The sequence below is a fragment of the Viridibacillus sp. FSL R5-0888 genome, assembly GCF_038009105.1.
Lineage (GTDB): Bacteria > Bacillota > Bacilli > Bacillales_A > Planococcaceae > Viridibacillus > Viridibacillus arenosi.
Window position 1 is genome coordinate 3,833,555 of sequence record NZ_JBBPAU010000001.1, and the last position, 12,787, is coordinate 3,846,341.

Annotated in this window: 15 protein-coding genes; all 15 read right to left on the reverse strand. The window is 38.6% G+C overall.

The annotated features are described in order from the left end of the window. Positions 1-8: 8 nt before the first annotated feature. Complete coding sequence (locus MKY02_RS18975; protein ID WP_038179987.1) at positions 9-317, reverse strand: hypothetical protein; 309 nt, start codon at positions 315-317, stop codon at positions 9-11. 110 nt (positions 318-427) lie between these two features. Next, positions 428-865, reverse strand: a complete 438-nt coding sequence (gene fabZ, locus MKY02_RS18980; RefSeq protein WP_038179989.1) for a 3-hydroxyacyl-ACP dehydratase FabZ — start codon at positions 863-865, stop codon at positions 428-430. 40 nt (positions 866-905) lie between these two features. Next, positions 906-1,205, reverse strand: coding sequence for a DNA-directed RNA polymerase subunit beta (locus tag MKY02_RS18985; protein ID WP_038179992.1), 300 nt, complete (start codon positions 1,203-1,205; stop codon positions 906-908). A 30-nt stretch (positions 1,206-1,235) separates the two neighbouring features. Beyond that, positions 1,236-2,075 (reverse strand): flagellar hook-basal body protein, encoded by an 840-nt coding sequence (locus MKY02_RS18990; RefSeq protein ID WP_038179993.1) that lies wholly within the window; start codon positions 2,073-2,075, stop codon positions 1,236-1,238. Positions 2,076-2,114: 39 nt separating this feature from the next. After that, a complete protein-coding gene (locus MKY02_RS18995) occupies positions 2,115-2,954 on the reverse strand; it encodes a flagellar hook-basal body protein (RefSeq protein ID WP_076034292.1) in 840 nt (279 codons plus the stop codon). A gap of 69 nt (positions 2,955-3,023) precedes the next feature. Further along, positions 3,024-4,019 (reverse strand): rod shape-determining protein, encoded by a 996-nt coding sequence (locus MKY02_RS19000; RefSeq protein ID WP_038180007.1) that lies wholly within the window; start codon positions 4,017-4,019, stop codon positions 3,024-3,026. Positions 4,020-4,226: 207 nt separating this feature from the next. Next, on the reverse strand, positions 4,227-4,502 hold the full coding sequence (locus MKY02_RS19005) for a sporulation transcriptional regulator SpoIIID (RefSeq protein WP_038180010.1): 276 nt from the start codon (positions 4,500-4,502) through the stop codon (positions 4,227-4,229). Positions 4,503-4,613: 111 nt separating this feature from the next. Continuing rightward, complete coding sequence (locus MKY02_RS19010) at positions 4,614-5,270, reverse strand: M23 family metallopeptidase (RefSeq protein ID WP_038180012.1); 657 nt, start codon at positions 5,268-5,270, stop codon at positions 4,614-4,616. 36 nt (positions 5,271-5,306) lie between these two features. Further along, the gene (gene spoIID, locus MKY02_RS19015; RefSeq protein ID WP_038180022.1) at positions 5,307-6,290 is read right to left on the reverse strand and encodes a stage II sporulation protein D; all 984 of its coding nucleotides are present in this window, start codon (positions 6,288-6,290) and stop codon (positions 5,307-5,309) included. A gap of 88 nt (positions 6,291-6,378) precedes the next feature. Next, on the reverse strand, positions 6,379-7,677 hold the full coding sequence (gene murA, locus MKY02_RS19020; protein WP_038180867.1) for a UDP-N-acetylglucosamine 1-carboxyvinyltransferase: 1,299 nt from the start codon (positions 7,675-7,677) through the stop codon (positions 6,379-6,381). A 467-nt stretch (positions 7,678-8,144) separates the two neighbouring features. Next, the gene (locus tag MKY02_RS19025) at positions 8,145-8,381 is read right to left on the reverse strand and encodes a DUF1146 family protein (RefSeq protein ID WP_412104676.1); all 237 of its coding nucleotides are present in this window, start codon (positions 8,379-8,381) and stop codon (positions 8,145-8,147) included. A gap of 69 nt (positions 8,382-8,450) precedes the next feature. Beyond that, positions 8,451-8,855 (reverse strand): F0F1 ATP synthase subunit epsilon, encoded by a 405-nt coding sequence (locus MKY02_RS19030; RefSeq protein ID WP_038180026.1) that lies wholly within the window; start codon positions 8,853-8,855, stop codon positions 8,451-8,453. Between the two features lie 24 nt (positions 8,856-8,879). Then, positions 8,880-10,295 carry a F0F1 ATP synthase subunit beta gene (atpD, locus tag MKY02_RS19035; protein ID WP_038180029.1) on the reverse strand — a complete coding sequence of 472 codons (1,416 nt, stop codon included), beginning with the start codon at positions 10,293-10,295 and terminating at the stop codon, positions 8,880-8,882. A gap of 46 nt (positions 10,296-10,341) precedes the next feature. Further along, positions 10,342-11,199 carry an ATP synthase F1 subunit gamma gene (gene atpG, locus MKY02_RS19040; protein ID WP_038180030.1) on the reverse strand — a complete coding sequence of 286 codons (858 nt, stop codon included), beginning with the start codon at positions 11,197-11,199 and terminating at the stop codon, positions 10,342-10,344. Positions 11,200-11,252: 53 nt separating this feature from the next. After that, positions 11,253-12,770 carry a F0F1 ATP synthase subunit alpha gene (atpA, locus tag MKY02_RS19045; RefSeq protein WP_038180032.1) on the reverse strand — a complete coding sequence of 506 codons (1,518 nt, stop codon included), beginning with the start codon at positions 12,768-12,770 and terminating at the stop codon, positions 11,253-11,255. Between the last annotated feature and the right edge of the window lie 17 nt (positions 12,771-12,787).

The following is a 12,787-nucleotide window of genomic DNA, read 5'->3' on the forward strand; positions in this document are numbered from 1 at the left end:
AATCATTTTTATTTATTGTCTTTATTATCTTTATTAAGGTTATCCTCGACGACATCATCATTTGTTGTTGTGTTTTCGTCTATGATTTCCTTCTCTGTTGTTGTGTTTTCATCTATGACTTCATTGTCACCAGGTACTGTTTGATCCACCTTTTCATCATGCACGTCTGGTGTCATATCATCCACCCCTTCACGCACATCATCCTCAACACGTTCCATCGGTGTTTCATCTTTTGCTGGCTCGTTTGCTTTATCATTATTACAGCCTACGAGTAGAAGTGATCCTAGCATAAGTACTGCGGCAGGTTTAATCCACATAAAAAAGTTCCCTCCTTTCTGCAATGTCATATCCATCACACACTATCCGTGCGATATAACATATCTTGCCCCGAAAGAAGGAAACTATCCTTAAAAACTCTTTGTTTTATTTATGCATTTTGTACTGGTCCAATTGCAAATAAAATGTCTGCTTCGCAAACTAGCTCACCATCAACTGTTGCTTTGGCATGTCCCTTACCCATTACACCACGTAATTTAGTAAACTCTACTTCTAGACGAAGTTGATCGCCAGGAATTACTTGACGTTTGAAACGCGCATTATCAATTCCTGTTAAGAAAGCTAATCTTCCTTTAAACTCTTCAGATTTCAATAGTGCTACTCCACCAACTTGTGCAAGTGCTTCAATAATTAAAACACCTGGCATCACAGGATATCCTGGGAAATGCCCATTGAAAAATTGTTCATTAATTGAAACGTTTTTTAAACCTACCGCTCTTTTTCCTTCTTCAAGTTCAAGAATACGGTCTACAAGTAAAAATGGATAACGATGAGGTAAAATCGCTTGAATTTGATCTGCAGTTAACATTTTAGTCCTCCTAATATGAAAGGTTCTGTAGAAATAATGATTATTTGTCCACTACGCCGTTCATAATATCAAATATATGGCGCCATGTAGAGACTTTCAGTGTATCTAATGCATCGCCTTCACCAATAACACTATAACCAATCATTGCACCTGACACAGCCGCTATGACAAGCAAAATGAGTACGACAAGGATTCGCATCCCGATTGGGAGGAGTCGTAAATTTGACCACCATTTCATATTAACTTCTTCTTTAACCTCTCTCTCGATTTTTGCTTCTTTACGAGTCATTGGCTTTGAAGTATTAGGCACAGTCACGTTTTTTTTCAAATTGTTTGTCATAACTTGTTTTTCTCCTCTGTTCAGATTGCTTTATCGAATGCCGTTAACAAGACCTAACATTTGATCTGATAAAGTAATCGTTCTAGCATTAAATTGATAAGATCTTTGCGTATTAATAAGCTCAGTCATCTCTTTAGACGTATCTACGTTCGACATTTCTAAAGAACCGTTTTGCAAACCTATCTCAGCTCGGTCTGCACCTTGTAAATTACGAAGGACATCAGCTTCTGTCACACCTAATTCATTTAAGTTTGTAGGAAGACCGATGTATGTACCCGAAATATGTTCCATTAGTTGGGGACGTTGAAGCTCCGTAACAGCAAGTTCTACTGTACGTTGTGAACCGTCATCAAAAGTAATATTCAGCTCACCATTGTCTTTCATACCAAATTCCTTTACGTTTTCAGGGAAAATAATTGGATTTCCATCAGCTCCAGCAACTGGATAACCATCTGCATTTACGAGCATGGCATTGTTATAATCATCGGTTGATATATATAAATCCCCTTGGCGTGTATAGACTGTACGGTCGCCATTTTCACCATCTGGCATGATGATATTCAAGTATTGCTTCGGCTTTGTGAATGAAAAGTCGAGAGAACGTTCTGTCGTTTGAATATTCCCCTGCTTCCAAACCGTTTGTGCTTGGGCCAGTTGTGCCCCAACACCAATACGAATTCCTATTGGAGATTGGCGCTCTGTCTTATCAGACTTGTCATTGTTAAATTGTTGATATAATAATTCGCCAAACTTTGCTTCCTTAGCTTTGAAACCATGCGTATTACTATTCGCTAAGTTATTTCCAATCGTATCAAGCTGTTGTTGCAATTGAGTCATCGTGTTGGAAGCGGAAATCATTGTACGTAGCATATCATAGCCCTCCTATGTATTTCAAAAATACTGTTTCTGTTACACTTTTCCAATTTCGTTAACGGCTTTATCCATACTACGGTCATAGGCTTGTAATACCTTTTGATTTGCTTCGAATGCACGGTAAGCTGTCAGCATTTCTGTCATCGTTTTACTAGCATCAACATTTGAGCGTTCAATATAACCTTGTTTTAAATTAAAGCTGACACCATTTACAGTGTATGCAGATGGTAAATCTTCACCGTTGTATGTACGATATAGTCCGTTATCTTGCTTTTGAAGTGTATCTGGCTGTGCTGCGTATGATACGCCGATACGTGCTACTTCTTGCTCTCCAGCGCCGATAATACGACCGTCATCCATAATTTGATAATCATCATTTTGTAACTGTATACGTTGACCACTATCTGATAACACATAAAGACCTTGTGCGTTTGTTAAGTAACCTTGTGGATCTAAAGTGAAATTACCGTTACGTGTATACGTTTCGCCTTCTGTAGGATGTTCTAAACGGAAGAATATTGCACCTTTAGCGCCAGTTTCTGCATCCGTCGGTAATTGGTTATCAACTAAAGCAACATCAGTTGTTAAATCAGTAGCTGTAATTTGACCTTGTGAGTAGTCTGGTAATGTTTCTTGCATGTATACACCTGCATTTAATGCACCAATCTGATTGTTGGCTGTTGTGTTTAATCCACTCTCTAAATTCGTACCTGACTTCGTCATACGCGACATAAGCATATCTGGGAATGAACGAATTGTAGATTGGTCTGCTTTATAACCTGGTGTGTTGGCATTGGTAATATTATTTGACAGTAATTCAGTACGTCGCTGTTGTGCAATCATACCTGTAGCTACTGTATAAAACCCACGAAACATTGCAATCACCCTTTCATCAATAAATTAAAGTATATGCGATTTCTATACTTTCCTTATTTCGGCTACAAATCAAATATGTTTTGATACTTTGTCCATATTGTTGAGCATAATGCCTGTTCCTTCAGCAACGCAGTTCATCGGATTCTCTGCAGAGATTACTGGTACTTTTAACTCGTCCGTTAATAATTGGTCAAGTCCATGCAATAATGCCCCACCACCAGTAATTATAATACCGCGGTCAATAATATCTGCTGATAGTTCAGGAGGTGTTTTTTCTAATACATTTTTAGCTGCTTGTACAATCATTGAAATGGATTCTCGTAAAGACTTTTCAATTTCAGCAGAACCAATTGTAATTGTTCTTGGTAAGCCTGTCACCATGTCTCGTCCTCGAATGTCCATCTCATCTTCTCGGCTACCAGCATACACAGTACCGATTGTCATTTTGATTGATTCGGCTGTACGTTCCCCAATTAGTAATTTATATTCTTTTTTAATATATTGTAAGATATCATTATCGAATACATCTCCTGCAACCTTAATGGATTCAGAAGTAACGATATCTCCCATTGATAGTACGGCAACATCTGTAGTGCCTCCACCAATATCAACAACCATATTCCCACTTGGTTGGAAAATATCCATTCCTGCTCCAATAGCAGCTACTTTTGGTTCTTCTTCTAAGTAGACATTACGACCACCAGATTTCTCTGCTGCTTCACGAATAGCCTTTTGTTCTACACTTGTAATATTTGTTGGACAACAAACTAAAATACGAGGCTTTGAGAGAAACCCTTTAACGTCTAATTTACTTATAAAGTGTCTTAACATCGCTTCTGTTATATCAAAATCAGCAATTACACCGTCTTTTAATGGTCGAATCGCAATAATATTGCCTGGTGTTCTTCCTACCATCTTACGTGCTTCTTCTCCAACAGCAAGCACTCTATTTGTATTTTTATCTATCGCAACAACGGATGGTTCATTTAAAACGATTCCTTTACCTTTAACATGGATTAATACATTAGCAGTTCCTAAATCAATCCCAATATCCTTAGAAAACATGGAACTTTCCCCTTCCTTCACATAACAGCATTTATCGTACGTTTTATATATGTAATTATCTAGAATATTTTATCATATCAAGGTGGAAATTACATCTACATATTTTATGGAGATAGCTTATATGAACGGCTTGTTAAAGGTTTTCTTTCAATCTATATCCGCGTTTTCATTTTCCTAATAACGTAAAAAGACATCGAAGCAGATTGCCTACTTCGATGCCTTCTCCATAGTCGATTGTCGGGCTAACCATTTTTTCCTTGTAGCCTCTCCACCTCGTATGTGACGTACCGATTTATGGTACGCAAGAATTTCACTAACTTCCTTGGCCAACTCTTCATTTACTTCATTGAGACGTTCTGTTAAGTCTTTATGAATAGTGCTTTTTGAATAGCCTGTAATTTGTGCCATCGCTCTTACGGTTTGCCTCGTTTCTTTCAACATAAACCCAAGTTTCAAACAGCGGTTGCGAATATGTTCGTGCACATTCTCTTCCTTTCCACAATGTACGAACGTTTCTTCAACTTATGTTTGCTTGGAGCTTTTAAGAACTAAGCATTCCTTATTTCGTTGATAAATGACATTATTCAGCTAAATTTAAAAAGCTAAGAGTTTTTTAGGGTTAACATTAACCCCTTCTTCCATAACTTCGAAGTATAAGTGATTACCCGCTGTTGGATTCCACTCGTTTTCGATTGTTTTACCAAGTACTTGTCCTTGTGAAACTTTGTCACCTTTTTTAACTTTGATATCGCCTACTGAGCTATATTTCGTCGTTGTACCGTTTGGATGTGCAATAACGATTTCGTTACCGATGAATGGATCCATCTTCACTTCCTCAACATTACCGCTCATCACTGACAATACTTCAAATGGTTTCCCATCAACTGAAAGTGAGATACCGTTGCTCGTTGTGAAAGTTTGATTGAACACAAGCAATGCGCCTTCTCTCGTTTTTTCATCTGCTTCGACATCGTAAAAGTCTTGTACGATTGCTACTTCATCTAAAAGATCCTGTTGGAATGGGTATTTCATAGACTCTGCCTTAGCATTTGTTTCAACTGATGCGCCTGTCTCGCCTTTACTTGCTAAATTCGTAGCGTTGTTATTGTCTGAGTTTGTATAAGCACTATATCCCCAAACAAGTCCTACTAACAGAATTGAAAAGCTTGCATAAATAGTAGGCCAAAACCAACGCTTTGTTGTGACACTACCTTTTTTCGGAGAAGGGTTTGGTCTGTTTTCTTCCCTCATTGTCATCACCTCAACGTCATTCTAGACAATAACGCTTCAGTTTAAACATATGTTTTTATTATTTTTTATGGAGGTAATAGAAGCTTTCTTATAAAAGTGCTTTAAGATGTCCTTTGCATGGACCCCCTCCCTCGCCAAAGCCTCCGCACCGTATTGGCTCATGCCTACTCCGTGGCCGTACCCTACTGTTGTGACAGTGACTTTATTTTGAGCTGGTTTCCAATTGATTGTGAAGTCCGTAGAAGGGATATTAAGCTTTTCTCGGATTTCCCTGCCTGTCCAACTATAACTCCCCACTTGCATCGTTTGAACACGATTAGAGCTGTTTCTAGTTAGGTTAATAGCGTTTAGTTGTTCTGCTGACCATTGGAAATTGAAGATGGTATTCCACTGTGTTAATGCGAAATCTGTGTTTTGAATATAATTTGGAGACAATTCCTTTTCGCCTTCTACAGTAACTGTTTGTAAATATGGAATATCTTGTCCACTGTATTCTTCTGCGCTTTCTGTTTTTCCATTGCTTGTAGAAAAGAACATTGCCGTGATTAATTCACCGTTATAAGTGAGAATTTCACCTGCTGTAGTAGCTACAGCTTTTTGTAATTTTTTCTCGTTCTTATTGAAATTCGCTCCCCATTTTTTCTTTCTTTGTTGTTTTGACTCAAAGACTTGATGGAGGACACTCGGTTTTATCGCTTTCTGGCCATTCTCCGTGACTTTAAGGGCAAATGTGCGTGAAGCTACAGCTTGTGCTTTAAGCGCCTCTACATGAAAGCTAGAGGGCATTTCAGCTGCAATTACTCCAGCGATATATTGTTCTAGAGGTAGGGGGTCTTTAATTCCTTCCACAGTAATGTAAACTTCACAAGGTGGCTCAGTTTCTTGTTGTTTCTTCTGAGTCTGTTGCGTAGTAGATACGTTTGTGAAATTTTTAGGATAAAAATGCATACTAACAATTGGTAGCACAAACAAAAGGATGACGATAAAAAGGCTGATGGGTATTAGTAGAATTTTTTTCATATGCCATACTATGCTGGAGCATTCGTCGTTATACGAAAAAAACGTTCAAGAGCAACAAAGCTCTTAAACGTTTTAGTATTATGCTAGATTAATTTGTTTGAAATTCTACAGATGCTTTTTCAATCGTCGATACTCTTTCAATATCAGCGCCTAAAGCAGCTAGTTTTTTATGGAAGTTAACATATCCACGATCTAAGTGATGCAATTCAGAAACACGCGTAATTCCTTCAGCTACTAATCCTGCAAGAATTAGTGCTGCTGCTGCTCGCAAATCTGTCGCTGCAACTTCAGCACCTTGTAAATCACATGGGCCATCAATAATAACAGAACGACCATCAATTTTCGCAGAAGCATTCATACGTCTGAACTCTTCAACGTGCATAAAGCGATTTTCAAATACTGTTTCAGTAATAACACCAGTACCAGTTGTTTTCAACATTAAAGCCATCAATTGAGATTGCATATCTGTTGGGAACCCTGGATGTGGCATTGTTTTAATATCTACAGCTTTTAAAGATCCGTTTGAACGAATACGTAAACCTTCGCCTTCTTCTGTAATTTCAACACCCATTTCACGCATTTTCGCGACAAGTGCTGTCATATGTTCAGCAATGGCATTTTCAATTAGTACATCTCCACCTGTAATCGCCGCTGCTACCATAAATGTACCAGCTTCTATACGATCAGGAATAATATAATGAGTTGTACCATATAGTTCTTTAACGCCCTCTACACGGATTGTGTCAGTACCAGCGCCAACAACTTTACCACCCATCTCATTAATAAAGTTAGCTAAGTCTACTATTTCTGGCTCTTTAGCAGCATTTTCGATAAATGTAGTACCATCTGCTAAAGCTGCAGCAGTTAAGATATTCTCAGTTGCACCTACACTTGGGAAGTCTAAGTAAATTTTAGCTCCGTGTAAGCGTCCTTCAGTTGTTGCTTCGACATAGCCGTGTCCCATTGAAATCTTCGCACCCATTAGTTCAAAGCCTTTTAGATGTTGATCAATTGGACGTGATCCGATTGCACAACCACCCGGCATAGCTACGCGTGCAAAACCATTACGTGCTAATAATGGTCCCATTACTAATATTGAAGCTCTCATTTTACGTACATATTCAAATTGTGCTTCAGATGATAATTGTTTAGTTGCATCAATTTCTACTGTATTTGTTTCAGGTGAAAATGATAATTCCACATTTAAACTTTTTAATACTTCATCAATTGTATACACATCGGCCAAATTTGGCACATTTTTAATAATATTTTTTCCTTTTGACGCAAGTAATGTAGCCGCCAATATAGGTAATACGGCATTTTTTGCCCCTTCAACTCTAACGTTACCAGTTAAGGTATTACCGCCTTTAACAATGATTTTCTCCACCATTTGTCCCTCCGAACCCATGTATCCATTTATTATATATTTCAGTCGATAAATTTCTATTGTATGATGTCAATAATTAGTAAACAAAGCATTTAACATGTTACCTTTTTTTTTGCCTAATGGCAAGTATCCAACAAACTATTTAATTAAGTGATAACAATTAACTATAGACATTATACTTTACGCAAAGTTTGCGCAAATGGTGTCTGATTTTAGAAAACTGGACGCCCATTTTATATACCCAATTACTATTAAAATAAAACAAATTTCCACAAAATATTTCCTGGGTAATTATTATTCTATATGGAAAAATAATAATATGCTCTCACAAATTCAACCATAACAAATATCTAGCAATAATGAAAGCGTTCCCTCTGTAAGAGTTCAAAAATTTTAGCTAATCTTGTCAAAATGACGGATAAACTAAAAAATATTATATTATAATTGGTTTTTACATATAAAACAAGTTACTCAAAGAGATATGGAAGCTGACTTGACCATCCAGAAAATGTTAGGAAAAAATTCGAAACAGTTGACCCAATTGCGATACTTAATAAAATAAATAGCAACTGTATTTGAAAAACATGATTTTTTTTAAATACTTTTTCAAACATAATTGCTTGTAAAGCATAGAATGAGATCCCTATAAAAAATATATGTGAAATAATGCTAATTAGTGCATTTTGACCAATTGATGCTGTTATATCCACATTTCTCATCTCCTTTTAAAAAAGCGGGCAGAAAAATTCTGCCCGCAATTCTATTTATAAAGCTTAGATGTTACCCTCTTTAACGTTGATACGGTTCATAGCGCGTTTAAGTGCAAGTTCAGCGCGCTTGAAATCAATGCCGTCTTGTTTACTTTGTAGTCGCTGTTCAGCACGATTTAACGCTTCTTTTGCACGAGCAAGATCGATTGAGCTTGCTGTTTCAGCTGAAGGAGTTAAAATCGTTACTTTATCAGGACGAATTTCAACAAAACCGCCGCTAACTGCTACTAATTCAGTATGCTTGTCTGAGTCCAGACGTACAGCACCTACTACTAGTGGCGCAACTGTAGGGATGTGACCAGGCAAAATACCCATCTCACCCGTTACAGTTTTAGCAATCACCATGTTGACTTCTGAATCGTATACTGGGCCGTCGGGAGTGACAATGTTGACTGTTATGGTCTTCATATTTTTTCCTCCTCGTCCCTAGTATTAAAGTTCAATACCCATACTTTTCGCTTTTTCGATAACTTCTTCAATACGACCAACTAGACGGAATGCATCTTCTGGTAATTTGTCATATTTACCTTCAAGAATTTCACGGAAACCTTTAACAGTTTCTTTAACAGGTACATAAGAACCTTTTTGACCAGTGAATTGTTCCGCTACGTGGAAGTTTTGAGATAAGAAGAATTGAATACGACGAGCGCGGTCAACTGTTAATTTATCTTCATCAGATAATTCATCCATACCTAGGATAGCGATGATATCTTGTAATTCGTTGTAACGTTGTAAAGTTTGTTGAACTTGACGAGCAACTTCATAGTGTTCAACACCTACGATATCTGGTGATAGTGCACGAGAAGTTGAAGCCAATGGATCAACCGCTGGGTAGATACCCATTTCAGAAAGTTTACGCTCAAGGTTAGTAGTTGCATCTAAGTGGGCGAAAGTTGTAGCCGGAGCCGGGTCAGTATAGTCATCGGCTGGTACATAGATCGCTTGGATAGAAGTTACAGAACCTTTGTTTGTTGACGTAATACGTTCTTGTAAACGACCCATTTCAGTAGCAAGAGTTGGTTGGTAACCTACGGCAGAAGGCATACGACCTAATAGCGCAGAAACCTCAGAACCTGCTTGAGTGAAACGGAAAATGTTATCGATGAATAGAAGTACGTCTTGACCTTGTTCATCACGGAAATATTCAGCCATAGTAAGACCAGATAAAGCTACACGCATACGTGCGCCTGGTGGCTCGTTCATTTGACCGAATACCATTGCTGTTTTCTTAATAACGCCTGAGTCGCTCATTTCGAAGAATAAATCGTTACCCTCACGAGTACGTTCACCTACACCGGCGAATACAGAGATACCACCGTGTCCTTGAGCGATGTTGTTAATAAGTTCTTGGATTAGTACCGTTTTACCTACACCGGCACCACCGAATAGACCGATTTTACCACCTTTAATATATGGTGCTAATAAGTCTACTACTTTGATACCTGTCTCAAGGATTTCAACTTGAGTTGAAAGGTTTTCAAATGTTGGTGCTTCGCGGTGAATTGGGTCACGGCGTTCAGTTGTTGGAATTTCTTCCGCTAAATCGATTGTTTCACCAAGTACGTTGAATACACGTCCAAGAGTGATGTCACCAACTGGAACTGAGATTGGAGCACCAAGGTCTGTTACTACTGCGCCACGTTGTAAGCCATCTGAAGATGACATAGCAATCGTGCGGACAGCATTGTCTCCTAGGTGAAGTGCTACTTCAAGAGTAAGTGTTTGAGGCTCTTCACCAGGGCGTTTAATTTCTACAGTAAGCGCGTTGTAAATTTCTGGTAATGATGAGTTGTCGAATTGAACGTCAACAACGGCACCCATTACTTGAAGAACGTGTCCTGTTTTCATACTTTTCCCCTCCTATCGTACTTGCATTACAGAAGCTGGAGAGCGCCTATTCTAAGGCTGCAGCTCCACCAACGATTTCTGTAATTTCTTGTGTAATTGCCGCTTGTCGTGCACGGTTATATACAAGTGTTAATGAACTAATAAGTTCGTTTGCATTATCGGTTGCGCTCTTCATTGCTGTCATACGTGAAGCATGTTCACTAGCTTTACCGTCGAGCAACGCACCATAAATTAAGCTCTCTGCGTATTGTGGTAACAATACTTCAAGAATTGCTTCACCAGATGGATCGAATTCATAAGATGCAGTTGTGCTTGATGCTGCGATGTCTGTAATTGGCAGTACCTTTTTCTCAGTTGGTTCATGTTGAATGGCACTGACAAAGTGGCTGTAGTACATATAAAGTTCATCATATGTACCATCAGTGAACATACCAACAGCCTTACGAGCGATTTGTTTAATGTCAGCAAATAAAGGTTGGTCAGGTAGACCAATTTCTTCATCTACTACGTTATATCCACGTTTCGCAAAGAATTCACTTGCCATACGGCCGATAGCGATGATAACAAACTCATCTTTAGAGTTGTGTCGTTCATCCATAGCGTTTTTAGCAGTACGAATTACGTTACTGTTATAACCACCTGCAAGACCACGGTCAGAAGTAATAACTAAATAAGCCGTTTTCTTAACTGGACGAGATACTAACATCGGGTGTGACCCGTCTGGAGTACCTGCTGCAATTGCAGCTACAACATCCTGAATTTTCTCCATATATGGAACGTAAGCTTTAGCGTTTGCTTCAGCACGTGTCATTTTAGAAGAAGAAACCATCTGCATCGCTTTCGTGATTTGACTTGTGCTTTTAGTCGATGTGATACGTTTTTTTATGTCGCGTAATGATGCCACTGGTATTTCACCACCTTACCGTTTATTTTATATTGACGTAAAACTATCAGATCTTATTCTGATTTAGCAAAAGTTTTTTTGAAAGCATTTAAAGTTTCTGCCATGTCTTCATCAGATGGAAGTCCTTGAGTAGTACGGATATGATTTAAAACGTTTTTGTGGCTTTCGTCATTTGCATCTAACCAAGCGTATAATTCGTTTTCGAAACGAACGATATCTTGTACAGGAATATCATCTAAGAATCCTTTTGTTAGTGCATATAGAATTGTAACTTGTTTTTCAACTTTAATAGGTTTGTGAAGATCTTGTTTTAGAACTTCTACAGTACGTTTACCACGTTCTAATTTAGCTGAAGTAGCTTTATCTAGGTCAGAACCAAATTGAGCGAATGATTCAAGCTCACGGAATGCAGCTAAGTCAAGACGTAGTGTACCCGCAACTTTTTTCATTGCTTTAATTTGAGCTGAACCACCTACACGTGATACAGAAAGACCTGCGTTAATCGCTGGACGTACACCTGAGTGGAATAGGTCAGATTGTAAGAAAATTTGTCCATCCGTAATAGAAATTACGTTTGTTGGAATATAAGCTGAGATATCCCCTGCTTGTGTTTCAACGAATGGAAGTGCTGTGATTGAACCACAGTCATATTTTTCGTTCAACTTAGCAGCACGTTCTAATAAGCGACTGTGTAAGTAGAATACATCCCCTGGATATGCTTCACGACCTGGCGGACGGCGAAGAAGTAATGAAAGTTCACGATAAGCAGATGCTTGCTTAGATAAATCATCATATACGATTAATACATGTTTACCTTGTAACATGAACTCTTCTGCCATTGAGATACCAGCATAAGGAGCTAGGTATAATAATGGTGATGGTTGAGATGCAGATGCAGTTACAACGATTGAGTAATCTAGTGCACCGTGTTGACGAAGTGTTTCAACTACGCCACGTACAGTAGATTCTTTTTGACCGATAGCAACATAGATACAAATCATATCTTGGTCTGCTTGGTTTAAAATTGTATCGATTGCAACAGCAGTTTTACCAGTTTGACGGTCACCGATGATTAACTCACGTTGACCACGACCGATTGGAACTAATGCGTCAATCGCTTTAATACCTGTTTGTAATGGTTCATGTACTGATTTACGATCCATTACTCCGAAAGCAGGGCTTTCGATTGGACGAGATTTTGTAGTGTTGATTGGTCCTAAACCATCAACAGGAAGACCTAGTGAATTGACAACACGACCGATCAATTCTTCACCAACTGGTACTTCCATAATACGGCCAGTACGACGCACTTCATCGCCTTCATTGATGCCTTTAGTTGGTCCAAGGATAACGATACCTACGTTGTTCGCTTCCAAGTTTTGTGCCATACCAAGTACACCAGTAGAGAACTCAAGCAATTCTCCAGCCATGACGTTGTCGAGGCCATGAGCACGAGCGATACCGTCACCAACTGTGATAACTGTACCTACCTCGCTAACTTCCATTGCAGATTGGTAATTCTCCATCTGCTGCTTAATAAGTCCACTGATTTCTTCAGCTTTGATGCCCATGTTTCTCACCTCTCAAA